General features: G+C 72.2%; 19 protein-coding genes. 13 read left to right on the forward strand and 6 right to left on the reverse strand.

The genetic code is table 11. The features are described from left to right. The first annotated feature begins 134 nt into the window (after window positions 1–134). Window positions 135–563, forward strand: a complete 429-nt coding sequence (locus ACFWNN_RS07470; RefSeq protein WP_382439034.1) for a DUF305 domain-containing protein — start codon at window positions 135–137, stop codon at window positions 561–563. Here ACFWNN_RS07470 and ACFWNN_RS07475 read toward each other — a convergent pair. Further along, window positions 560–1,369, reverse strand: coding sequence for an SDR family NAD(P)-dependent oxidoreductase (locus ACFWNN_RS07475; protein ID WP_382439035.1), 810 nt, complete (start codon window positions 1,367–1,369; stop codon window positions 560–562). The two genes, ACFWNN_RS07470 and ACFWNN_RS07475, sit on opposite strands and share 4 nt — an antisense overlap. Before the next feature lie 78 nt (window positions 1,370–1,447). Here ACFWNN_RS07475 and ACFWNN_RS07480 point away from each other — a divergent pair, with 78 nt between their 5' ends. From ACFWNN_RS07480 to ACFWNN_RS07510, 7 genes are all read left to right on the forward strand, one after another. Then, window positions 1,448–1,867, forward strand: a complete 420-nt coding sequence (locus tag ACFWNN_RS07480; RefSeq protein WP_382439036.1) for a MarR family winged helix-turn-helix transcriptional regulator — start codon at window positions 1,448–1,450, stop codon at window positions 1,865–1,867. Between the two features lie 142 nt (window positions 1,868–2,009). Further along, window positions 2,010–4,574, forward strand: a complete 2,565-nt coding sequence (locus ACFWNN_RS07485) for a LuxR C-terminal-related transcriptional regulator (protein ID WP_382439037.1) — start codon at window positions 2,010–2,012, stop codon at window positions 4,572–4,574. Beyond that, window positions 4,571–6,835, forward strand: coding sequence for a LuxR C-terminal-related transcriptional regulator (locus ACFWNN_RS07490; protein ID WP_382439038.1), 2,265 nt, complete (start codon window positions 4,571–4,573; stop codon window positions 6,833–6,835). The genes ACFWNN_RS07485 and ACFWNN_RS07490 overlap by 4 nt, the downstream gene beginning before the upstream one ends. 80 nt (window positions 6,836–6,915) lie before the next feature. Next, the gene (locus tag ACFWNN_RS07495) at window positions 6,916–8,925 is read left to right on the forward strand and encodes a hypothetical protein (RefSeq protein ID WP_382439039.1); all 2,010 of its coding nucleotides are present in this window, start codon (window positions 6,916–6,918) and stop codon (window positions 8,923–8,925) included. A 4-nt stretch (window positions 8,926–8,929) separates the two neighbouring features. Beyond that, a complete protein-coding gene (locus ACFWNN_RS07500; RefSeq protein ID WP_382439040.1) occupies window positions 8,930–11,134 on the forward strand; it encodes a LuxR C-terminal-related transcriptional regulator in 2,205 nt (734 codons plus the stop codon). Between the two features lie 319 nt (window positions 11,135–11,453). Next, the gene (locus tag ACFWNN_RS07505; RefSeq protein WP_382439041.1) at window positions 11,454–12,470 is read left to right on the forward strand and encodes a ParB/RepB/Spo0J family partition protein; all 1,017 of its coding nucleotides are present in this window, start codon (window positions 11,454–11,456) and stop codon (window positions 12,468–12,470) included. Between the two features lie 28 nt (window positions 12,471–12,498). Beyond that, complete coding sequence (locus ACFWNN_RS07510) at window positions 12,499–13,698, forward strand: MFS transporter (protein ID WP_382439042.1); 1,200 nt, start codon at window positions 12,499–12,501, stop codon at window positions 13,696–13,698. Between the two features lie 5 nt (window positions 13,699–13,703). Here ACFWNN_RS07510 and ACFWNN_RS07515 read toward each other — a convergent pair whose 3' ends face one another. Next, window positions 13,704–13,961 (reverse strand): hypothetical protein, encoded by a 258-nt coding sequence (locus tag ACFWNN_RS07515; protein ID WP_382439043.1) that lies wholly within the window; start codon window positions 13,959–13,961, stop codon window positions 13,704–13,706. Window positions 13,962–14,038: 77 nt separating this feature from the next. On the opposite strand from ACFWNN_RS07515, the gene ACFWNN_RS07520 reads away from it, so the two are divergent. Continuing rightward, a complete protein-coding gene (locus ACFWNN_RS07520; protein ID WP_382439044.1) occupies window positions 14,039–14,353 on the forward strand; it encodes a LuxR C-terminal-related transcriptional regulator in 315 nt (104 codons plus the stop codon). A 3-nt stretch (window positions 14,354–14,356) separates the two neighbouring features. Here ACFWNN_RS07520 and ispG read toward each other — a convergent pair whose 3' ends face one another. From ispG to ispH, 3 genes are read right to left on the reverse strand one after another with little or no spacing between them, the layout of a single operon-like run. Next, on the reverse strand, window positions 14,357–15,496 hold the full coding sequence (gene ispG, locus ACFWNN_RS07525; protein WP_382439045.1) for a flavodoxin-dependent (E)-4-hydroxy-3-methylbut-2-enyl-diphosphate synthase: 1,140 nt from the start codon (window positions 15,494–15,496) through the stop codon (window positions 14,357–14,359). Then, window positions 15,493–17,283, reverse strand: a complete 1,791-nt coding sequence (locus ACFWNN_RS07530; RefSeq protein ID WP_382439046.1) for a 1-deoxy-D-xylulose-5-phosphate synthase — start codon at window positions 17,281–17,283, stop codon at window positions 15,493–15,495. Before ACFWNN_RS07530 ends, ispG begins: the two co-directional genes overlap by 4 nt. Window positions 17,284–17,308: 25 nt before the next feature. After that, a complete protein-coding gene (gene ispH, locus ACFWNN_RS07535; protein WP_382439047.1) occupies window positions 17,309–18,247 on the reverse strand; it encodes a 4-hydroxy-3-methylbut-2-enyl diphosphate reductase in 939 nt (312 codons plus the stop codon). A 356-nt stretch (window positions 18,248–18,603) separates the two neighbouring features. Between ispH and ACFWNN_RS07540 the strand changes: the two genes are divergently transcribed. Beyond that, window positions 18,604–19,506, forward strand: coding sequence for an SAM-dependent methyltransferase (locus ACFWNN_RS07540; protein ID WP_382439048.1), 903 nt, complete (start codon window positions 18,604–18,606; stop codon window positions 19,504–19,506). A gap of 4 nt (window positions 19,507–19,510) precedes the next feature. After that, window positions 19,511–20,374 (forward strand): methyltransferase domain-containing protein, encoded by an 864-nt coding sequence (locus tag ACFWNN_RS07545; RefSeq protein ID WP_382439049.1) that lies wholly within the window; start codon window positions 19,511–19,513, stop codon window positions 20,372–20,374. A 75-nt stretch (window positions 20,375–20,449) separates the two neighbouring features. On the opposite strand, the gene ACFWNN_RS07550 is transcribed toward ACFWNN_RS07545, so the two are convergent. Beyond that, the gene (locus tag ACFWNN_RS07550) at window positions 20,450–21,670 is read right to left on the reverse strand and encodes a cytochrome P450 (protein WP_382439050.1); all 1,221 of its coding nucleotides are present in this window, start codon (window positions 21,668–21,670) and stop codon (window positions 20,450–20,452) included. 279 nt (window positions 21,671–21,949) lie between these two features. Here ACFWNN_RS07550 and ACFWNN_RS07555 point away from each other — a divergent pair, with 279 nt between their 5' ends. Then, the gene (locus ACFWNN_RS07555; RefSeq protein ID WP_382439051.1) at window positions 21,950–22,978 is read left to right on the forward strand and encodes a polyprenyl synthetase family protein; all 1,029 of its coding nucleotides are present in this window, start codon (window positions 21,950–21,952) and stop codon (window positions 22,976–22,978) included. Between the two features lie 16 nt (window positions 22,979–22,994). Next, a complete protein-coding gene (locus ACFWNN_RS07560) occupies window positions 22,995–24,164 on the forward strand; it encodes a cytochrome P450 (RefSeq protein WP_382439052.1) in 1,170 nt (389 codons plus the stop codon).

The raw sequence follows: 24,164 nt of genomic DNA on the forward strand, positions 1-24,164 counted from the left end.
TTCTTAACCACCGGGTTCTTCCGGGGGGGGCCGGCGGGCCGCCGTTTGGGCCCCCCCTCCTCTGGGGGGTGCTGTTGGGGGTGCCGGCGGGGGGGCCCCGGCCCGACGCCCGGGCGGGCCCACCACGGGTTCCCTTGTCCCCCACTGATCTGGCGTTCGCGGACCTGCTGATCCCGCAGAACGAGACGGCGCTCGCCGCGCTCGCGCTCACCGGTCAGGACTCGTCGTTGCGGCCCTTGGCGGACAAGGTCGAGGGTCAGTACCGGGCCGAACTGGCGCGGGTGCGCGCGGTGCTCGCCGAGGCGGGCACTCGAGAAACCGACCAGCACGCGGGGCACGACATGCCCGGCATGATCACGGCCGCCGAACTGGCCGCTGTTGGGCACGCCGACGAGGCCGACTTCGACGAGCGGGTGAAAGCGTTGCTGCGCAACCAGTTCGAGGAGGCCCGGACGGTGGCTCGCGCGGAACGGGAGTCGGGCACCAGCGAGAGGCTGGTCCAGCTGAGCGCGGGCATCGACAGCACGCGCGCGGAGTTCCTGGCACTGCTGGAAAAGCCCTAGGGCAGGTCGGTGACCGCGTCGAGGCCGAGCTTGCGGTTCAGGGCGGCCACGGCGCCGGTGACCGCGCGGCGGGGCAGCACGCGGGCCACGAGCGTGGCCCAGCGGTTCGCCGGGCGGCCGGGATAGGAGGCGACGCGGCCGCGGGCGAAGTCGTCGAGGGTGCGGACGGCGACCGACTCCGGCGAGTCGGTGGCGCGCGGGTCCATCGTGGCCGTGGTGCCGTCGAAGAAGCCCGTGTCGGTCGCGCCGGGGTGCGCGGCCATGACCCGGACGCCGGTGCCGCGTTGTTCCTCCGCCACGGCTTCGGTGAACGACAGGACGAACGCCTTCGTGGCCGCGTAGCTCGCCTGGTAGGGCATCGGCTGGAACGCCGCGGTCGAGCCGACGTTGATGATGCCGCCCGCTCCCCTGGCCGCCATCTCGCGGCCGAACAGGTAGGTGAGCTCCATCAGCGCGCCGACGTTGAGCGCGACCGAGCGGGTGCTCTGGCCGAAGGGGCGTTCGAGGAACCGGCCGGCGGCACCGGATCCGGCGTTGTTCACCAGCAGGTCGATCCGGAGGCCGCGGTCGGCGACGGCGCGCACCAGGGTCTCGGGGCCGGCCGGGTCCGCGAGGTCGGCGCCGATCACCTCGGCCGTCACGCCGTACTCGGCCCGCACCTCGGCCGCCAGGTCCTCCAGCGCTGTCGTGGTGCGCGCGACGAGCACCAGGTGGGCTCCTCTGCGCGCCAGTTCGCGGGCGTAGGCGCGCCCCAGCCCCTTGGACGCGCCGGTGACGAGCGCGGTGATGCCGGCGAACGAGTACATGACCAGCTCCAGTTGTTCGAGTCTCGAAGTATCTTCAGCATAACTAGTTCGAACCTCGAAGCAAGTAGACTGCGCCTCATGGACGAACGGGTGGCGGCGATCGAGGCGATCCACGAGGTCTTCATGCGCACCGAGGCGGCGATCACCGGGCCACTCGCGGAGCTGGGCCTGACCACCGCCACCGCCCAGGCGCTGTGGGCGTTGTCCCCCGGCGAGGCGCCGCCGTCGATGAAGACGGTGGCCGCCCGCCTGCACTGCAACGCGCCGAACCTCTCGTTCGTCGCAGGTCAGCTCGCCTCTCGCGGCCTGGTCGAACGGGTTCCCGATCCGTCGGACGGGCGGTCGCGCGCACTCGTGCTCACCGAGCAGGGCGAGCAGGTGCGGGAGCAGGTCATGCGCATCACGGTCGGCAACAGCCCCCTGTCGGGACTGACCCCGGAGGACGTCGCGACCCTGCTGTCCATCGTGAACCGCGCGCTCACGGCCGGAGACCGCTGACCGGCCGCTGTCCGTTCCGGGAAGTTTGTTCCCCGTCGTGGAGCTTGCGTCACTCGTATTGATTACGGAAAGGTGCCGAGCGAACGCGAATCGTGACGAAGCGAAGTAGCTCGGGCCTGGCCCGGGTGATCGGGGAGCAGCTGTGACTGACCTGGTCGGTCGAACGGTGGAGTGCGAGAGCCTGCTCCGGCTGGCGGTGACCAGCCGGGACGAGGGCGCGCGCCTCGCTTTGGTGCGCGGGTCGCGCGGGGCCGGGAAGAGCAGTCTGCTGGCCGCCGTCCGGGTCGAGCTCGAGAAGCACGACGTGACGGTGTGGCGCGGTCTGCCGGCCGGCGACGACTACGCCGCGCTCTCCGAGGTGCACCGGGTCGCGGTGGAGGTGATGGCGCAACGGCCGCTGGTCGTGCTGCTGGACGACGCGGACGCCGGGGACGCGGCGACGGCCGGGTTCCTGGTGCGGCGCGGCGCCGACCTGCCGTTGACGGTGGTGCTGGCCTGGGAACCCGGTGAGTCGGCCGGATCGGTCTTCGCCGAGCTGGCCGAGGCCGGCCCCGTGACGGTGGTGGATCTCGCGCCGCTGACCGAGTCCGACGTGGCCGAGGTGGTCGAGCGGACGTTCGGGTGCGCGGTCGATCCCGGGTTCGCGGCGGCCTGTGCACGGGCCAGCGGCGGGAACCCGTTGTTGCTGAGGACGTTGCTGGAGGCGCTGGCCGGGCGGAAGGTGTCGCTGGATGCCCGCGGCGTCGAGGTGGTCGGTGAGTTCGGGCGGCGGATGGTGGCCGGCTGGCTGCCGCACCTCATGGAGGAACCCCACGTGCCCGAGGTGGCGCGGGCCATCGCGGTGCTCGGGACGGCCGACGCCCGGACCGTGGGGCGGTTCCTGAGGCTGCCGGAGCCGTTCGTGGTCAGCGCGGTGGACTCGTTGCGGCGCAAGGAGGTCCTGGCGGGGGCGAACTTCCGGCACGAGGACGTCTGCGGGGCCGTGCTGTCGGCGGTGCCCACGGCCGCGCTCGCGGAGCTGCGGCGGCGGGCCGCCGCGTTGTTCCACGACGAGGGGCGCCCGGCCGAGGAGGTCGCGGAGCAGCTCGTGTGGCTGCCCGAACTGCCCGAGGGCTGGATGTGGTGCGCCCTGAGGGAAGCCGCGGCCACGGCGGTGCGGCGTGGGGATCTTGCGACGGCCGACCGGTACCTGACGCGGGTGCTCGCGCAGGTTCCCGGGCACGTGGCCACGGTCGTGGAACTGGCCGACGTGCTGGTCATGATGGGCGCCGACGTGGCGGTGCCGCGGCTCGCCGAGGTGGTCGACCAGCTCACCGACGTCGGCGAGAAGGTGCGGATCCTCTGCCGGGTCGGGCTGCTCGCGGTCGCCGGGTCGTGGTCCGAGGCCGCGTTCGACCGGCTCGCGCTGATCGTCGACGAGGGCGCCGGGATCGACGGCGAGTCGCTGGCTCAGGTGCACGCGGTCCTGCTGACGGTCGGGCTGGGCGAGCAGGACAGCACGGCACGTCTGATCGAGCGCTATCGCCTGTCCGCCGAGGATGTGCGCGACACGCCGTCCGGGCGGCTGGTGGCCGGAGTGGCCGCGCAGGCCGAGATGCTCGCCGGCGAGTCGGTCGGGGAGACGGTCGCGCTGGCCCGGCTGGGGCTGGTTCCCGGGGCGCACGCCGGACCCGCGGTGACGGCGGCCGCGGTGCTCGGCGTGTGCGGCGAACCGGCCGAGGGGCTGGCCGCGCTGGACCGGCTGATCGGCACGACCGGTGCGCTCGACGCGGCGGCGCTGGCGGCCAAGGCGGGGCTGCTCGAACGAACCGGCGACATCGCGGAAGCCCATGCCGTGGCACGGAGTGCGTTCGAGGTCGCGGAACCGGCCGAGATCGCGGTGCTCTGCGCGACCATGGCCTCGATCCTCTGCAAACGCGGCGAACTCGCCGAGGCCGAGGAGTACCTGGCGCAGGTCGGCGAGCCGCGGTTCGGCTGGGCGCACGGGCCGGTGATGGTCCTGAAGGCGACGCTGCGGCGCGCTCGCGGCGACGACGACGGCGCACTGGACCTGCTGCTGGAGTGCGGGCGGCAGCTTCAGGCCGCCGGTGTGCACAACCCGGTGTGGGCTCCCTGGTGGCTGGACGCCGTGTGCCTGCTGGTGCGGACGGACCGCCGTGACGAGGCCACCGAGCTCGCCGTCTACGGCACGGAACGCGCGCGACGCTGGGACACCCCCGAGGCGACGGCGCTCAGCCTCATGGCGAGCGGGATGGTCGCCGACGGCACGGTCGCGGCAGAGCTGCTGGAGAGCGCGATCACGGAACTGGCCGGGACGTCCGCACGGCCGTTGCACGCGCGGGCGGTGCGGTTGCTGGGCGAGTCGAGGCTCGCGAACGGGGACGCGAAGGGCGCCCGCGAACACCTGCGGGCCGCCGTGAACCTGTCCCTCCGGCTCGGCGACCGGACGGCCGCGCAGGAAGCGCGGGACCTGCTCGTCCTCGCCGGTGGCCGCATGCCGAGACTGGGCGCGCGGCCCGCGGACGCGCTGAGCGGACGGGAACGGCGGGTCGCCGAGCTCGCCGCGGCCGGTGCCACCAACCGGGAGATCGCCGGCGAACTGTTCGTCACGCTGCGCACGGTCGAGAGCCATCTGTCCAACGTGTACCGCAAGCTCGGGGTCGAGCTGCGGGCGGACCTCGAGACCAGCCTGCGCAACACCGCATGACGGGGCTCGACGTCATCGCGGCGGCGCTGCGGTCCGGCACGGGGTCGCTCGTGGTGTTGCGGGGACCGTTGGGGTGCGGGCGTTCCGCGGCCCTGAAGGACGCGCGGCAACTGGCGGACGGCCTCGGACTCCCGGTGCTGCGGGCGGTGGGTGCCCGGCAGGAGAAGGACTTCCCGTCCGGCGTGGTGCACCAGCTGACCGGCGGCGCGGACGCACTGCCGGCCGGTCCGGCCCTGATCACCGTGGACGACCTGCAGTGGGCGGACGAGGAGTCGTTGCGCGCGCTGGCGCGGGCGGCGGGCCGGATCCCCGCGGTGCTGGTGGTCAGCGTGCGCGACGGCGACGTCGGGGCCGGCTCGCCGCTGGTGGAGGAGGTCGTCCGGCAGGCCGCTCACGTCGTGGTGCTGCGCCCTCCCCTGCTGGACGAGAGCGCGCGACCGAAGATCGTCGCCTGTCTGCGCGCGCAGCCACCGCGAACGAGGGCCGTCCTGGACGCGCTGGCGGTCCTGGGCGACGACGCGCACGCCGAGTTGATCGCGCCGCTCGCGGGGGTGGACGAGGTCGGGTGCGCGACGGCGCTGCGGGCGATGGAACGGCTCGGGCTCGTCGACCGGTGGGCGTTCCTGTTCGCGCACGACGTCGTGCGGGACGCGGTCGAGGCGACGATGGCGCCCGCCGACCGGGTTCGGTTGCAGGCCGGCGCGGTCCGGCTGCTGCACGACGCGGGCGCGCCGGCCGAGGTCGTGGCCGGGAGGTTGCTGGCCATCACGTCCGCGCAGGGGTGCTGGGCGGTCGAGGTGCTGCGGCTGGCGGCCGCGATGGCGGTCCGGCGCGGGGCGCCGGTGGTCGCGGTCGAGTACCTGCGGCGGGCGTTGCTCGAACAACCGGAGGCGGGGTGGCGGCGGGCGGCGTTGCTGGTCGACCTGGCCACGGCGGAACGGGGTGTCGACCGCGCGGCCGCCGTGGCGCACCTGGCGATGGCGGCGCGGATGGTGTCCGGCCCTCGCGAACGGGCCGCGGTCGTGGCCCGGTTCGTGCCGGTAGCACTGGCCGAGGCGCCGGCCGGGGTGCGCGAACTGGTCGAGGAGGTCGAGGGCACGGCGCACGACGAGGACCTCGCGCTGCGGGTCGAGGCCAGGGCGCACCTCGCCGACTGCGTGTCGCCACGCCGGTGCGTGGATCGGCTGCGGGACAGGACGGTGCCGTCGACCGCCGCGGGACGGGAGCTGCGGGCGGTGCGGTTGCACTGCGCGACGGTCGGTGCGGTCTGGCGCGCGGACGAGGTCGCGGCACAGGCACTGCGGGTGCTGGCGGACTCGCCGGCCGCGCCGGAGCACGTCCACACGCCGATCGCGACCCTCGTGCCGACGTTGTGCGCGGCCGGCGCCGGGGGCTCGGCGCTCGGCTGGCTGGACAGCGCGTGGGAACGGGCCGGTGCCGAACGGGTTCTGGTGGAGGCCGAACAGGTGTCGGTGCTGTTGCACACCGGCCGGATCACGTCGGCGCGCAGCGTCGCGGAGAGCGTTCTCACGGTGGTGGGCACGCACGGGGCCGCCGCCGAGGTGCTGCTGGCGTTGGCCGCGCTGGCCTGCGAGACGCAGGACGACCAGCTGGTGCACCGGCTGATGCCGCTGTTCGACGGCCGGGCGCACACTCCCGCATTGACGGTCGCGCACCGGATGCTGTGCGGCGCGGCCGGGGTGGCGGCGGTGGACCTCCGCGCTGCCCTCGCCTCGTTCCTCGACGCGGGCGGCCAGGCGCAGGAGCTCGGCTGGCACAACCCCGTGCTGTTCCCGTGGCGGACGGAGGCGGCGCGGGTGCTGTGGCGGCTCGGTGACGTCGCCCAGGCCAGGGAGCTGGCGGCCGAGCAGCACGCGCTCGCGGCGGAGTGGGGGTCGGCGGCCGGGATCGGCAAGGCGTTGTGCCACCTCGGTTCGATGACCGGCGGGCAGGCCGGGGTCGCGATGCTGCGCCAGGCCGTGCAGGTGCTGGAGGGCGCGGGCAACCAGTTCGAACTGGCCAGGGCGTTGTGGCAGCTCGGGCGGCGGACGGCGGACCGGCAGCGCGACGGTGGTCCCGCTCTCACCGGGACGCAGCAACGGGTCGTGGAGCTCGCGCTGGCCGGGCGGTCCAACCAGGAGATCGCGGAGCACCTGCGGGTGGGTGTGCGGGTCGTGGAGAAACACCTGACGAACGCCTACCGCAAGCTCGGTGTCCAGGGACGTGGCGGGCTGTCGACGGCCTTGTCCCACATGAGATGACATCGTTGACGTGTGACGAAGCGAACAAATAGCCTCTCGTCCGTGACCAGCGATCTGCTCGAGCAGGCCCGAAGTTCCGCGTGAGCAGGAGGATCACCGAACAGGAGCTCGTCACCGAACTCGACGCGAGTCTGCGTCGCGGCGGCGGGACCGTGTTCGAGGTGACCGGGCCGCCGGGATCCGGTCGCGCGGCGGTGCTGCGGCGCGTCGCCCGGCACGTCACCGGGGCCCGCGTGATCACCGCCAGCGCGTCGGCGTTCGAGTCCGATGTGGACGGTTCGGTGCACGGCCTGGTCACGGCCGATCTCGACGCCGGGCCGCTGGTGCTGGTGCTCGACGACGCGCAGTGGCTGGACGAGACCTCCACCCGCCTGTTCCGCGCGTTGCTGCGCAGGATTCACCGGGTGCCGGTGACGGTGGTCCTCGCGACGGCGGGGCTCGGCACGGCGGCCGAGGACGCGCTCGCCGGGCTCGCCGAGGACGGCGCGGTCACCACGCCGCCCTGGTACGTCGTCCGCCTGCCCGAGCCCGTCGCGGACGAGGACCTGCTCGCGCGCACGCTGCACCTCCTCGCGGAGGAGGACATCAGGTTGTTGCGCGCGTTGGCGGTGTGCGGCGAACGCGCGCCGGCGGCGGAACTCGCGGAGGTCGAGCACCTCGACCAGGCGCTCCTGCGGTTGCAGTGCCTCGGGCTGGTCACGGGCGAACGGCTGACCGGCGGGGTCGGCCGGGCCGTGCTCGCGGGGGTGAGCGAGGAGCAGCGCGACGACCTGCGGGCCAGGGCGGTGGTGCTCGGGCACCGGGCCGCGCTGGGGTTCGGGCGGATGAGCGCGATCCTGCACGACGCTCCCCCGGTGGGGTCGCCGTGGGCGTTGCCGGTGCTGCGGCGCGAGGCCGCCGTGCTGGCCTCCGCCGGACGGACGGCGGACGCGGCGCGGTTGCTGGCCAGGGCGTTGCGGGAGCCCGCCGGCGAGGCGACGCGCGCGGACCTGCTGGTGCGGCTCGCGCTGTGCGAACTCGACCACGCGCCGGAGGCCGCTGATCGGCGGCTGGCACAGGTGCTGCGCCTGACCGGGCCCGAGGTGTCCGGTGCACGGGTGCGGGCGGCGGACGTGCTGGCCTGCCGGGAACGGTTCGGCGCATCCCGGCGTGCCATCGAGAACGCGCTCTCCCACCCGGACCTGTCCGAGTCCGAACAGGAAGTGTTGACGGCGCTCTACTGGTACGTCGAGGGCGAGCCGGGCGAACTCGCCGTGCCCGCGTTCCCGGACGCGCCGGAAGACCCGGTGTGCCAGGGGATCGCGGCCTGGCGGCTGGCCAGGAGCGGGAACGGTGACGCCGTGGCGCTCGCCCGGCGGGCGCTGGTCGTGCGCGGCCCCGGTCCGTTCGCCCCGCGGCTCGCGGCGGCCGACGTGCTGTCCTGGGCCGCCGAGTACGAGAGCGCTCTCGACGGGGTCGACGCCGCACTGGTGGACGCCCGCCGGTGCGGTGCTCGGGTGGCGGTCGCCGAGGCGATGGTGCTGCGGTGCGCGGTGCGGTTGCGGCAGGGCCGGGTGGTCGGGGCGGCGGAGGACCTGGCGGACGTCGAGGCGGAACTGCCGCGCCGCAGCTGGTCTCCCCTGCTCGCCGCACGGCACCTGGTGCTGGAGGTGGTGCTGCTGCTCGCGGCCGGGATGGTCGACGAGGCCCGCCTCGCCCTGGTCCGCGAGATGCCCGCCGGCGGGCACGGCCTGACGTGCGCGTGGCGGTTGTTCGCGCACGGCGTGGTCGCGCTGGTGACGGACCCCGCGACCGCCGCCGGGCCGTTCGTGGAGTGCGGCCGTCACCTGAGGGACGTGGACGTGATCACCCACTCCGTGCTGCCGTGGCGGTTGCTGGCGGCGATGAGCCACCGGGCGGCGGGCGAACCGGCCGCGGCCGAGGACCTGATCGCCGAGGCCTGCGCAGTGGTCGAACGCTGGGGTGTGCCACAGATCGTCGAGGACACGCGGGGGTTCGTGGACGTCGTGCGCGCCATGCCCGAGGGAGAAGCCGCCAGAGCGTTCGTGGAGCAGTTCTTCCCCGTGCACCTCAACCGGCCCCGTGGCTGAGGCGGTGTCCGGCAGAGCGGCCGGGAAACAGCACCTGGCGGCGGCGCTGGCGGCCAGGACCGGGGCGTTCGTGACGGTCCGGGGGCCGATGGGCTCGGGCAAGTCGGCGTTGCTGCGGGCGCTCGCGGAGCAGCCCGGCGCGGTCGTGCTGCGGGCGAGCGGTGATCCCGCCGAGCGCGACCGGGACTTCGGGGTGGCGGACCAGCTCCGGCCCGTCCCGGACGGCTTCGTCGTCCTCGTCGTGGACGACCTGCAGTGGGCGGACCCGTCGTCGGTGCGGTGGCTGATCGAGCTCGCCGCGCGGGCGCTGGTGGTGACGGCCGTGCGGGAGGGTGAACCCGGTGCGGGCGCGTTGCCCGGGTCGGTGGTGCGGTTGCCGCCGCTGCCGTCGGTCTCGTGGTCGCCGCGCCGGGTCGCGGAGTGCCTGCGGCGGCAACCGGAGTCGGTGCGCGCCGTCGCCGAGGCGATCGCCGTGCTCGGCCGCCACGCCGAGGCCGGCCTGATCACCGCGTTGACCGGGCTCGACGACGGCACGTGCGGTGCGGCGGTGCGGACCCTTCGTGCGCTCGGATTCGTGACGGCACAGGGAAATCCGCAGTTCGTCGCGCAGGCGGTGGCGGACGCCGTGCCCGCGACGGCCTCCGGGCACCGGGCGGCCGCCGTGCTGCTGCACGACCGGGGCCATCCGGTCACGCACGTCGCCGACCACCTCGTCGCGTCCAGGGCTCCCCTCGACGAGTGGGCGGTCGAGGTGCTCCGGGACGCCGCGCGGCAGCACAGACCGAACGCGGTGACCTACCTGCGCAGAGCGGTGCCCGGTCCCGGCCGGGCCGCCACGCTGATCGACCTCGCCCTCGCCGAGAGCGCGACCGACCCCCTGCTCGCCCTGCACCACCTGTGCTACGCGACGGAGCTGCTGGCCCCGGGCCGCGAGCGCGCCGAGGCCGTGCTCCGGATGCCGATCACGGCCCTGGGCACCGCACTCCCCCTCGTCCGGGACCTCCTCGACGACGTCGGCCGGGACCTGCGGGACCCCGATCTGGTGCGGAGACTCGAAGCACGGGCGCGCTACGCCGGGCTCACCGACCCGGCCGAGCTCACCGACGCCACCGCGCGGATGAGGGAGCTCGGCCCGGACCGTGCCGCGAACCGGGAGCTGCTCGCGGTGCTGGCGTTCGCGACGACACTGCAGGGCCGCACGCCCGCGCACGAGATCGCACCACTGGCCGAGCACCTCCTCGCCCACGCGCCGACGGACGAGATGACGCGCCTGCTCGTGAAGACGCTGTGCGCGGCCGATTCCCCGCCCGCGGCCGCGACCGGGACGGACCGCGCGCTCGTGGCCGTCCACCTCGGGGATCTCGCGGACGCGCGGCGCGCGGCCGAGCTCGTGCTGGACGGCCCGACCGGCCAGGACGCCCTGCTCGACCTGGCACTCGTGGCGCTCAAGGTCGGCGACGAGCACCTGTGCGAACGCGTGCTGGCGAGTCTTCCGTCCGAAGTGGACAACCCGGGCGCGGCTGCCGTGTTCGACCTGCTGCGCGGCGCGGACGCGGCCGCGAAGGGCGACACGCGGGCCGGGCTGCGGCAGCTCACGGACGCGGGCAGGCACCTGGACCGGCTGGGCTGGCGCAACGTCGTGCTCTTCCCGTGGCGCATGGCGGCCGCGCACCTGCACCAGCAGCTCGGCGACGTGACGGCGGCCAGGGTCCTGGCCGAGGAGAACCACGACCTCGCGGTCGAGTGGGGCGCTCCGGCGGGCATCGGCCGGGCCCTGCGCGTGCTCGGCAGCCTGACCGACGGCGCCGAGGGCCTGAACCTGTTGCTGTCAGCTATGGACGCGCTCTCACAATCGGCCAACCGGGTGGAGCTGGCGCGCACCCACCTGGCGTTGGGGGTGCGCCTGCGCAACCGTTCCGAGCAGGTCTCGCATCTCCAGGCGTGCCAGGACATCGCGGCCGCCTGCGGTGACCAGCGGCTGGCGCGGCAGGCCGCCACCCACCTGCGCGGCGAGGTCCGCCGGGCCGAACTCACCCGCACCGAACGGAAAGTCGTCGCGCTCGCGGCACAGGGCCGGTCCAACCAGGAGATCGCGGAGGCACTCTCGGTGGGCACCAGGGCGGTGGAGAAACACCTGACGAACTCGTACCGCAAGCTCGGCGTGGTGAGCAGGGCAGACCTCGCCGGAGCGTTCAACCACCCGTTTTAAGCTTGCTTTTAGGCGCGCCATGCACGAGATTCTCACCGGAACCCGCCCGAGTCGGCGTTGCCCGTGTTTGAATTCCGACCGGTCTGGAAAGGCAACTAATTCGTCGGCGAAGCAAGGCGAGCGCCGCATCTCAACTGGGCCGTACCTTCCGTCGGTGTCCTGTCGGCCCGACCGCCCCGCAACCCCGGTGGGACCACAGTTTTAGCGGTGCGCGCCCGTCCGCGGTTGACCGCGAACCGCGATCTTCGTAGCGTCGGAAGCGCCGGGGAATCGTCAGTCCGCCGGTGAGCCAAGGCGAGGTTTCCGTCCACTGAGGACGATGGAACACGAGTACTCCTCGCACTCGATCGCGCACCGAAGGACGGCTTCGTTGCAAAATCAAGGATTCGACTGCGACCGTCAGGACCTGCCGTCACCGTGGCGCGCCTACCAGTCCGGTGTCGTTCCCACCGAGATGGTGCCGATCAGCCGGCTCCGGCTCGGCGGCTCGCCGCGCACCGGCGACGTGAGCGCCGAGCACATCCGGGTGCTGGCGCGGGCGGGCGTGCCGATGCCGCCGATCATCGTGCACTGCGGCACCATGTGCGTGCTCGACGGCGTGCAACGGGTGCGGGCCGCGACGCTGAGCGCCCGCGACCACATCGAGGCGCAGTTCTTCGACGGTGATGAGAACGAGGCGTTCGTGCTGGCCGTCGAGGCGAACACGGCGCACGGCCTGCCGTTGTCCACGGCCGACCGCAAGGCCGCCGCGGCACGGATCGTCCTGACCCACCCGACGCGGTCGGACCGGTGGATCGCCGCGATCAGCGGGCTGACCGCGAGCACCGTCGGCGAGATCCGGCGGCGTTCGACCGTCGAGGCCGCACGGTCGAACACGCGGCTCGGCCGGGACGGCAGGACGCGCCCGCTCGACAGTTCGGAGGGACGCAGGCTCGCGGGTGAGCTCATGCGGGCCGATCCGGACCGGTCGTTGCGCGACATCGCCAGGGCGGCCGGTATCGCGCCCTCCACCGTACTGGACGTGCGCAACCGCATCAGCAGCGGCGAGGACCCCGTACCGGTCCGGAAATCCGTGCCGGCACCGCGCCGGCCGGTGGCCGAACCGGATCCGCTCGAGATCATGCGCACGCTCTGCAAGGACCCGTCGCTGCGGCTCACCGAGGCGGGACGAACGTTGTTGCGCTGGCTCGACGCGCACACCGTGACCGGCGAGCCGCCGGTCGCGGACGTCCCCTCGCACTGCGCCGCCGCGATCGCCGCGCTGGCCCGGCACAACGCCCGGTTCTGGTCCGAGTTCGGAGACCGCGTCAGCGACCTCGACGACCAGCACAAGTGACCCCGACGACAGGAATGGACTGGTTCGCGTGAATGGATCCAACCGGTGGGTGGTGCTCATCGGCTCGTTCGTCGCGTACATGTTCGACGCGCTGGAGATCCTGCTGCTGTCGTTCGCGTTACCCGTGATCCGAGCTGATCTGCACCTCACCACCACACAGGGCGGTCTGCTCGCCACGGCCACGTTGCTCGGCATCGGCGTGAGCAGCGTGACCGTCGGCTGGCTCGCCGACAACTACGGCCGCAAGCGGGCGCTGATGCTGTCGCTCGCGGTGTTCGGCGTGTTCACCGCGTTGATCGCGGTGGTGCCGACCTTCACGTTGTTCGTGGCGCTGCGCTTCCTCGCGGGCATGGGCCTCGGCGGCGTGTGGGGCGTGGTGTCGGCGTACGTGGTCGAGACCTGGCCCGCCGCGCAACGGGGGCGTGCCGTCGCGTTCGTGCTGAGCTCGTTCCCGGTCGGCGGGGTGGTGGCCGCGGTGATGTCGGGCGCGCTGCTGCCGGACTGGCGGCTGCTGTTCCTGCTCGGCGGCGCCGGTGTGGTGATCCCGCTGGTCATCGTGGGGGTGTTCTTCCGCGAGTCGGCCGAGTGGGCCCAGCAGAAGACCACGCCGGTGCGGGTGAGCGAGATCTTCTCCCCCGAACTGCGCCGGCGCACGACGCTCGGGGTGGTCGTGACGAGCTTCGCGATGTTCGGCGCGTGGGGCGCGTCCACGTGGCTGCCGACGTACCTGCAGGGCGACAAGGGCATTCCCGGCCCGACGGTCGCGTTGTTCCTGACGGTGCTCAACGCCGGCATGTTCGTGGGCTACAACGTCTTCGGCATCATCGCCGACCGGATCGGCCGCAAGAACGCACTGGTGCTGTCGCTCGCCGGGGTGGCGGTCACGCTGCCGCTGTACGTGGTGGCGGCCGACCAGACGGCGTTGCTGTGGCTGGGCCCGCTGTTCGCGTTCTTCGCGGCCTACGCGGGCATCTTCGGCGCGTACCTCGGCGAGCTGTTCCCGACGCGGGTCCGCACGACCGGGGCCGGGTTCTGCTTCAACATCGGGCGTGGCGTGTCCGCGTTCGCGCCGCTCACCCTGGGCGCGCTGGCGGCGGGGTCCGGGTTCGGCGCGGGTCTGCTGGTGTGCGCGGGTTTCATGGCCTGCGCGGCGATCGTCATGACGTTCCTGCCCGACCTGCGGGAGACTGCACCGGCACGAACACAGGCGGCCCCGGCGGCGTCCTGACGGCGTCACTCCGGTTCGCGCGCCTGCCACAGGTAGCCGCGCACCGAGAGCGACGCGGCGCGCATGGTCGCGCGGACGCGGTCGAGGTCCTCCGCGGTCGCCGGGCCGGGTGTTCCCAGCACCTGCCTGGCGGCCTCCAGCAGGCACAGCACCGCGTCCAGCCGCACGCTGGCGGGCAGGCCGCTCAGGTCCTGGTGCAGTGCCTCCAGCAACGCGTCCGCCGCCGTGGTCGTGTCGTCATATGCCAACGTTGTCAACGTCATCCCTCGAAGTTGTTCCACTGTGGACACGAGGCTGAATCTCCTTTCCGGTCAGAGCTGTACGGGAATGGACGGGTGCCATGTACTCCGGGCAGAAGAACTGCGAACCCCACTCGGGCTGCGTCCGCAAGCACGAACCGCACGACCTGGTCGGCTGTCTGATGCTGAGCTCCACGCAGGCGCGCATCCTGGAAGGCGTCGCCGCCGGGTTCTCCAGCGGGCGGTTGTCGCGGGAGCTGTACCTCAGTTCGAAGACCATCGACTACCACGTGCGCGTGTTGTCCGACAAACTCCAGGCACCGAACCGGGTCGCGTTGATCTCGCGTGCGTTCGTGCTGGAGATCCTGCGCACGGACTCGTGGCCACCGCGGGTCGCGTGCGAGACCGTGGACTGACCCTCAGGTGGCCGCCTCGACGTCGACGCCCATCTCCTCGGCGAGGCGGGCGGCCTCGGCCAGCAGGGTCTCCACGATCTGCGACTCCGGGACCGTGCGGATCACCTCGCCCTTCACGAAGATCTGCCCCTTGCCGTTGCCGGCGGCGACCCCGAGGTCGGCCTCCCGCGCCTCGCCGGGGCCGTTCACGACACACCCCATCACGGCCACCCGCAACGGCACGGGGAACCCTTCGAGCGCGGCGGTGACCTGCTCGGCCAGCGTGTGCACGTCCACCTGGGCGCGGCCGCACGACGGGCACGACACGATGTCCAGCCCGCGCGGCCGCAGCCCCAGGGACTCCAGGATCTGGTTGCCCACCTTGACCTCCTCGACCGGAGGGGCGGACAGCGAGACGCGGATGGTGTCGCCGATGCCCTCCGCGAGCAGCGCGCCGAACGCGACCGACGACTTGATGGTGCCCTGGAACCGGGGCCCCGCCTCGGTGACGCCGAGGTGCAGCGGGTAGTCGCAGCGGGCGGCGAGCCGGCGGTACGCCTCGATCATCACGACCGGGTCGTTGTGCTTCACCGAGATCTTCAGGTCGGTGTAGCCGTGCTCCTCGAACAACGAGCACTCCCACAAAGCCGACTCCACCAGCGCTTCCGGCGTGACGCCGCCGTGCTTGGCCAGCAGCCGCTTGTCCAGCGACCCGGCGTTCACGCCGATGCGGATCGGCACGCCCGCGTCCCCGGCGGCACGGGCGATCGCGCCGACCTGGTCGTCGAACTGCCGGATGTTGCCCGGGTTCACCCGCACCGCCGCGCAGCCGGCGTCGATCGCGGCGAACACGTACTTGGGCTGGAAGTGGATGTCGGCGATCACCGGGATGCCGGACTTGCGGGCGATCGCGGGCAACGCGGCCGCGTCGTCGGCCGACGGCACGGCCACCCGCACGATCTCGCAGCCCGCCGCGGTGAGCTCGGCGATCTGCTGCAACGTCGCGTCGACGTCGGCGGTAGGGGTGGTGGTCATGGACTGCACGGACACCGGCGCGTCCCCGCCCACCGCCACCGGGCCGACCATGATCTTCCGCGAGGTCCGGCGCGTGGCCACGGAGAGTTCTTCCTTGCGCGGCACGGGCATGCCCAGGGCGACGGTCATAGCTCCACTCCTGAACCGACGGGCTCGCGCGCGTCCAGATCGGTGATCAGTCCTGCCACGGCCTTGGTGATGTCCTGCGCGGTCAGCCCGCACGCGGCGAGCACCTCGGCCCTCGACCCGTGGCCGAGGAACCTCCTCGGAATGCCGAACTCGCGCAACGGCGTGTGCACGTCGTTGTCCCGCAACGTCTGCGCGATGGCCGAACCGGCGCCGCCCGCCCGGCTGTTGTCCTCGACCGTGATCGCGAGCCGGTGCCGCCGGGCCAGATCGGCGAGGGCGGAGTTGACCGGGGTGACCCAGCGCGGGTCCACCACCGTCACCCCGAGTCCGCGGGCCGCGAGATCCTCCGCGACCACCAGGGCCAGTCCCGCGAGCGCGCCGATCGAGACGATCAGCACGTCCAGCGAGCCGGAGCGGCGCAGCACGTCCAGTCCGTTGAACACGGCCACGGCGGGCAGGTCGTCACCGGCGGGCCCCTTGGGGAACCGCAGCAGCGTCGGTCCCTCCTGCCACGCCACGGCCTCGGTCAGCAGCTCGGCGAGCCGGGCGCCGTCGCGCGGTGCCGCGATCCGCAGTCCTGGCACCACCTGCAGCACCGAGAGGTCCCACATGCCGTTGTGGCTCGGCCCGTCGTCGCCGGTCACGCCGGAGCGGTCGAGCACGAACGTCACGGGGCGCCGGTGCAGCGCGACGTCCATCAGCAGCTGGTCGAGCGCGCGGTTCACGAACGTCGAGTAGATGGCGACCACCGGGTGCACGCCGCCCATCGACAGCCCGGCGGCCATCGTGACCGCGTGCTGCTCGGCGATGCCGACGTCGATCACCCGGTCCGGAAACCGTTGCCGCAACGGGAGAAGCCCGGTCGGCTCGGTCATCGCGGCGGTGATCGCCACCATGTCGTCACGGCGCTGCGCCAGCTCGACCAGTGCCTCGCTGAAGACCGAGGTGAACGACCGGGGCGACGACTTCAGCGCCCGCCCGGTGACCGGGTCCATCGGCTTGATCGCGTGGCCGAGGTCCAGCTCGTTGTTCTCGGTGTGCGGGTGTCCCTTGCCCTTGGCGGTGACGACGTGCACCACCACCGGTCCTTCCAACGCCACGGCGTGCCGCAGGGCGTGCTGGACGGCGGCGATGTCGTGGCCGTCGACCGGGCCGGTGTAGAGGAGCCCGAGCTGTTCGAACACGTTCGCGCCGTGCCCAGCGCGCAGGTCGGCCAGGTGCTCGGCCAGTCCGCCGACCGTGGGCGCGTAGGAACGGCCGTTGTCGTTGAGCACGATGACGAGCGGCCGGTCGGGTCCGCCCGCGATGTTGTTGAGCGCCTCCCAGGCCATGCCGCCGGTCAGCGCGCCGTCGCCGATGACCGCGACGGTCGCCCGGTCGCGCCGGCCGAGGTGGGCGTCCGCGCGCGCCAGTCCGTCCGCATAGGACAGTGCGGTGGACGCGTGGGAGTTCTCCACGAGGTCGTGCTCGGACTCCTCGCGCGACGGATAGCCCGACACGCCACCGGTCCTGCGCAGCCGGTCGAACCCGGCCTGGCGCCCGGTGAGGATCTTGTGGACGTACGACTGGTGCCCGGTGTCCCACAGCACGCGGTCGCGCGGGGACTCGAAGACCGTGTGCAGCGCGATGGTCAGCTCCACCACGCCGAGGTTGGGCCCGAGGTGTCCCCCGCTCGCGCTGACCCGGTCGATCAGGAACGCGCGGATCTCGCCCGCGAGGTCGCGGAGTTGGGCCGCGGTCAGCTCCCGCAGCCGGGCCGGGTCGTGCACGGTGTCCAGCAGCGCCATGTCGAACAGAGCTCCTCGCGGTCGGTCAGGGCCCGGTGAGTCGTGCGGGCGGGGTGAACACGACGTCCTCGGTCGCGACCCGGTGCACGGCGACGTCGCCGTAGCCGAGCGAGGCGAGCTTCGCGACCACCTCGTCGACGAGGATCTCCGGCGCGCTCGCGCCGGCGCTCACGCCGACGGTGCGCACGCCGTCGAGCCACGCGGTGTCGAAGTGCGTCACGTCCGGCACGAGCTCGGCCCGCCCGCCGAGCCTGCGCGCCACCTCGACCATCCGGATCGAGTTGCTGGAGTTGGTGGAACCGACCACCAGCACCAGGTCGCAGTCGTGCACGATCGCTCTGATGGCGTCCTGGCGGTTCTGGCTCGCGTAGCAGATGTCGTCGGTGCCGGGCCCGCGCAGATCCGTGAACCGGCTCTCCAGCACGGCGATGATGTCCCTGGTCTCGTCGACCGACAGCGTGGTCTGCGTCAGCAACGCGACCGGCGCGTCGGCGGGAAGGTCCAACGCCTCCGCGTCGGCCACGGTCTCGACGATGATCGTCCGGTCGGGAGCGTGCCCGAAGGTGCCCTCGACCTCCTCGTGCTCCGCGTGGCCGACGAGCAGCACCGTCCGCCCGTCGCGGGCGAACCGGCGGGCCTCCTGGTGCACCTTGGCCACCAGCGGGCAGGTCGCGTCGAGCACGTCCAGTCCGCGCGCCGCCGCGTTCTCCCGCACCTGCGGGGAAACACCGTGCGCGGAGAACACGCACACCGCGCCCTCCGGCACTTCTTCCTCGGAGTCGACGAAGACGACACCGCGTTGGCGGAACTCGCGCACGACGTAGTGGTTGTGCACGATCTCCTTGCGGACGTAGATGGGCGCGCCGTGCCGTTCCAGCGCCAGGTCGATGATGGAGATCGCCCTGCGCACCCCGGCGCACAGACTCCGCGGCTCGGCCAGCACGACCTGCTTGTCGCCGCTCATTTCCCACTCCCGTTCCGCGCGATGACCCCCGCGCCGGCCGGTAGAAACCGAGTCCCTCTCAGGAAGTCCTGGCCGCGTGCCCAATGACCGGAGTAGTGCACGGTCTCGGCGTCGCACAGCAGCCACCAATCCGGAGAATAGTGCAGACGGAGCTATTCGCCGGGACCGTTGGGGTTTTTCCCAAAGTCGAACGAGCGCCCTCCGCGTCGTTGACACGGCACTGCGTGTCACTCCAGGATGGAATCCGATGGCCGCCACCCATATTTCGGGGCGACTCAGGATTCCGGATCGTGAGGCGGCAACGAATTTCGAACGAGTCGCTGCTTGCGAGAAATCCGAGCCCTGGAGAAGTGACCGTGTCAAATCTTGCAAGTTCACCGCTGGCAGCGCTCGACCCCCAGGACGAGGTCCGGGTCGTCGGCCAGTATTACGACGACAAGACCGCCAAACTCGTTCGCAAGTACGGGCCCGGCCCCCGGATCCACTACCACGTGGGCTACTACCCCGGTTCCGAGACGCCGACCTACCCGGCGAACGCGACGGCGGACGACATCCGCGCGAGCATCCGGCTGCACCAGGAGGGCCTGCTGCGCTACGGGGCCAAGATCTGGGGCGCCGAGCACCGCCTGTCGGGCAAGGTCCTCGACGTCGGCTGCGGCCTCGGCGGCGGGTCCCTGTTCTGGGCGCAGGAGTACGGCGCCGAGGTCACGTCGGTGACGAACGCGCCGGAGCACGCGCCGATCGTCGAGGGGTTCGCGCGCGAGTGCGGCCTCGACGGCAAGGTCAAGGCGCTGATCTGCGACGCGAACAAGCTCACCGTGGACGACGGCCCGTACGACGCGGCGGTCGCGATCGAGAGCAGCGGCTACTTCGACCGCCCGCAGTGGTTCGAACGCCTCTCGCACGTGCTCAGGCCCGGCGCGAGTGTGTGTGTCGAGGAGGTCTTCACGACACGTCCGCACGGCGCCGACGTGTGGGCCGAGTACTTCTACTGCAAGCCGGTGACCGTGGGCGACTACGAGAAGGCCGCCAACGCCGCCGGGTTCGAGCTGGTCGACGACGTGGACGCGACGGCGGAGACCGCGCCGTTCTGGGACGAGAGCGCGGCCTGGACGCAGGCGGGACTGGACGACGACCACAGCCTGTCCGCGGTCGAGCGCAGGCAGATGCGGATCTCCCTGCTCGCGAACCGGGCGCTGGGCGCCGAGTGGAAGGCGGGCGGCCTGAAGCTGGGTTTCCTGCGCTTCGAGAAGAAATGACCTCGTGTCAGCCATCACGAACGATGCGGAGTTCGACATGACGCTCGGCCAGTCCCCCGCTCCCAGCGACGTCGCGGACGTCTACGACGGGATCGGTCAGATCTACGGTGCGGCCTGGGGTCCCAACTACCACTACGGCTACTGGGACGACGACAACGACCACGCGTCGATCGAGGCGGCCACCGACCGCCTGACGGACATGATGATCGACGGTCTGCGCGGTCAGTCGGGCCAGCGGGTGCTCGACGTCGGCTGCGGCATCGGGCACCCGGCGTTGCGGCTGGTCCAGAAGTCGGGCGTGGACGTCGTGGGCATCTCGGTCAGCCACGTCCAGGTGGCACAGGCCAACGAGCTCGCGGCCGGCGCCGGCCTCGCGGACAAGGCGACGTTCCAGTTCACCGACGCGATGGACATGCCGTTCGCGGACGGCTCGTTCGACTCGGCGTGGGCGTTCGAGTCGATGTGGCACATGCCCGACCGCGCCCAGGTGCTGTCGGAGATCTCCCGCGTCGTGCGTTCCGGCGGCCGGCTCGCGATCGCCGACGTCATCGAACGCGGCCCGGTCAGCCCGGAGGGCCGCAAGGTCCTCGACCACGTCTGCGCGAACTACGCGGTGAAGTCGCTCGGCACGATCGAGGAGTACCGGGAGGCGCTGGCCGCCAACGGGTTCGTCGACGTGGACATCCGCGACGTGACGGCCAACTGCAACCGCACGCTCGCGGTGATGGCCGACGCCGTGGAGACCCGGCGCGACGAGCTGAACGCGCTGGTCGGCGAGGAGCAGGCCCAGTCGTTGCTGGACTTCATGCGCCTGTCCGCGGTCACGCCGGAGCAGGGGTACGTGTTCCTGACGGCGACTCGCGCCTGACAAGCACTGCGAAAGGAGCCCCGGCCGAATTCGGCCGGGGCTCCTTTCGCGTTCGGCATTGCCGAATCGCGTTCGTCAATGCCGAACGCGCAGCTCACTCAGCGCCCGCAGCGGGAACACCGGGCGGTGCTTCGGCGCCTGGCCCGCGACCAGCGTCAGACCGGGCATCCTGGCCGCGACGGCCTGCACCGCGACCTCCAGCTCGGCACGGGCGAACCCGGCGCCGAGGCAGAAGTGGATGCCGTGCCCGAACGCGAGGTGCGAGGAGGACTTCGTGTTCGGGGCGAACGCGGCGGGGCACGCGTGCGCGCGGCTGTCGCGTCCGGCGGCGCCGTAGAGCAGCAGCAACCGGCTGCCCTCGGCCAGGTGGACGTCACCGACGACGACGTCGCGCGTGGCCGTCCGGTACATGCCGGCGAGCGGGCTGTCGAAGCGCAGCCCCTCCTCGACGAGCTCGCGCGTGGAGACCGTGCCGTCGACGACGGACTGCCAGCCGTTCGGCGCGAGGAGCTGCTGGTAGAAGATCGTGCCCAACGCCTCGGCGCAGGTCATGTGGCCCGCGAAGATCAGCGTGGGGATCTGCACGGCGACCTCGGCGGCGGTGAGCGTGGTGCCCGCCTTGCCGTCGTGCAGCAGCTCGCTGATCAGGTCGTCCTGAGGGGTGACCAGCCGGTCCTGCGCGATGGCGCGGGCGAACGCACCGAACTCCATCAGCCCCTGGGCGTGCTCGCGCAGCAGGTCGGGATCGGTGTCCTGCTGCAACATCATGAGCTCGATGCGCTGCTCGGACCACAGCCGGCAGCGGTCGTAGTACTCCTCGGGGATGCCGAGCCGCCGGCACATCACCTCCAGCGCGTACGGCACGGCGAACGACGCGATGAAGTCGAACTCGTCGTCCTTCGCGGCCCGTTCCGCCAGGTCGGCGGCGATCTCCCGCATGGTCGGCTCGAACGCCCTGACCCGCGCCGGGGTGAACCCGGTGTTCAGCACCTCGCGGATGCGGGTGTGCTCGGGCGGGTCGAGCGAGCCCACGGCCACCGCGCCCGCGCCGCGCCAGGTCTTGAACATCTTCGCCACGTCGTCGGGCAGCGCGACCTTGGGACGCGGGTTGTGGTCGCGCGCGGAGAAACCGCCGTCGTCCTTCAGCACGGCGAGCATGTCCTCGCGCCGCGTCACGCACCACGCGTCGAGCAAAGGGGCGTAGAACACCGGCTCGTCGTCCCCGATGCCGGCCAGGAATGAGTACGGGTCGTCGCGGTGTTCGCCGTACGGGTCGAACGGCCTGCCTTCACGCAATTTCCCAGAATCGGCTGATACAGCCATTTAACGTCTCCAGCTCTCGGGGCACCATTCCCCGGCGCTGACCAGCACCGCCCGGTGCCACCCAGCAGCCACCAATCCACAGATTAGTGCCATCCGGGTGACGTGCCGCGCGGATTGGGGTTTTTCCCAAAGTCGCAGGAGTGCGCGGGGGCGTCGTTGACACGAACGCGAGGGGTCCCGCAGGATGCTGAGAGGAACTGCTGCCCGAATTATTTCGGTTTCAATTCGCGAACGTCAGTGCGGAGAATCCCGATGAGCACACTCGACACGTCGGTGACCGGGCTCGCGCCGCCGCGGACCGTGCGGTCCGAGGTGCTGCCCGTCGTGCGGCAGCAGGTGTCCGCCCTGGAACCGACCCTGGCCCGGATCTGTTCGTACCACCTCGGTCTGATCGACGAACGCGGTGAACCGATCAGCGCGGCGAGCGGCAAGATGACCCGCGCCGCGTTGATGATGGTGACGGCGGAAGGTCTCGGCCTGCGCGCGAACGACGTGTTGCTGCCCGCCGCCGCGTTGGAGCTGCTGCACAACTCCACGCTGATCCACGACGACATCATCGACGCGGACGACCTGCGGCGGGGCCGCCCGGCCGCGTGGAAGGTGTTCGGCGCCGGGCTCGCGATCCTCGCCGGGGACGCGGTGCAGAACCTCAGCATCGAGATCGTCGTGAACGACCCCGGTGCCGGCCGCGCGGAGATCGCCAGTGCGTTCGCGGAGGCCACCCGGCTCGTGCTCGCCGGTCAGTCCCGCGAGCTGACTGTGCGTCTGGGCCCGGACACCGGCATCGCCGAGTACGAGCGGATCGTCGAGGAGAAGACGTCCGCGCTGCTCGAGTGCGCGCTGGTGACCCCGGCGTTGCGTGCGGGCAAAGCAGATCACGTCGTGGCGGCGTTGCGCGGCGCGGGCCGGCACCTCGGCCTCGCCTTCCAGATCTCCAACGACGTCGAGGACATCTGGGGCGACCCGGCGGTGACCGGCAAGCCCGTCCGCGGTGACGTCGAACGCCGCAACCCGACCTTCCCTGTTCTCGCGGCGATGGCGACCGAGAGCCCGGTGAGCGCCCGGCTGCGCGAACTGTGGGACTCCGGCGGAACGTCTCCGGCGCAGGTGCAGGAGATGGCCGACCTCACCGAGGAGACGGGTGGCCGGGACACGGCCGACAAGCTCTCCCGCGGCCACCTCGACTCCGCCCTGGAGCACCTCGGCCGGGCCGGGCTGACGCCTGCCGCGACCGCCGAGCTGACCGCGTTGTTCCACCGCATCGTCCGCCGCACGGCATGACCCCCGGAGGTCGTCAGTGAGTACCCCGGTTCAACTGCCTCTCGAGCAGGAGAACGTGCTGGAGCTCGCGCCCGGTGTGCGCGCGCTCCAGTCCCAGGGTTCGGTCCACCGGGTGCGCACGCCCCAGGGAGGGCCGGGATGGCTCGTCACCGGGCACGCCGACGTGCGGCGGTTGCTGGACGACGACGAACGGCTGAGCCGCACCAACCCCGACCCGGCCGCGACGGACGGCGGGGCGGCGTTGCTCGCGAGCCTGCTCGGCGGGTTCGCCACGGACCACGCCCGGATGCGCGCGTTGCTGGAGCCGCACTTCTCCCCCGAGCGGATGGCGGAACTGCGCCCGTACGTGGAGAAGCAGGCCGGTCAGCTGCTGGACTCCCTTGCCGCGCAACGACCTCCGGCCGACCTGCGCGAGGCGCTGGCGTTGCAGTTGCCGATCCAGGTGATGTGCGAGTGGCTGGGCGTGCCGCCGGAGGACAAGGACCGCTTCGGCGGGTGGACTCAGGACGCCGCGAACGTCGGCGACCCGGCCAAGTCCAAGCAGGGCCTGGGCGGGTTGTTCGGTTACTGCAAGCAGCTCGTCGCCGACAAGCGGCGCAACCCCGGCGACGACGCGATCTCCCGGCTGTGCGCGGCCGACGGGATCACCGACGACGAGGTGCTCGGGCTGACGGCGTTGCTGCTGTTCGGCGGCTACGAGACGACGGTCGCGCGGATCGGCACCTGCGTGCTGCTGTTGCTGTCCGAACCCGGGCAGTGGCAGGCGCTGGTGGACGACCCTGCCCTCGTTCCCGGCACGGTGGAAGAGACTTTGCGGCGGTCGATGCCGAACCCGCACAACGGCGGCATGCCCCGGTGGGCCTCGGTGGACTTCGAGATCGACGGTGTGCGCATCGCCGCCGGGGATCTCTTGATGCTGAACGTGATCGCGGCCAACCACGACGAGTCGGTGTTCGCCGACGCGGGCCGGGTGGACGTCACGCGTGACACCGCGGGCAGCCTCGCGTTCGGGTACGGGGCGCACGCCTGCGTGGGCGCGGCACTGGCGCGGATGCAGCTGCAGGTGGTGATCGCGCAGCTCGTCGCGCGGTTCCCGGCTTTGCGCCTGGCCGTCGGTGTGGACGAGCTGAGGTTGCGGCATGAGACGTTGATCGGCGGTCTGTTCGAACTCCCGGTGACCTGGTGA

Source organism: Lentzea sp. NPDC058450 (assembly GCF_042721395.1).
Classification (GTDB): domain Bacteria; phylum Actinomycetota; class Actinomycetes; order Mycobacteriales; family Pseudonocardiaceae; genus Lentzea.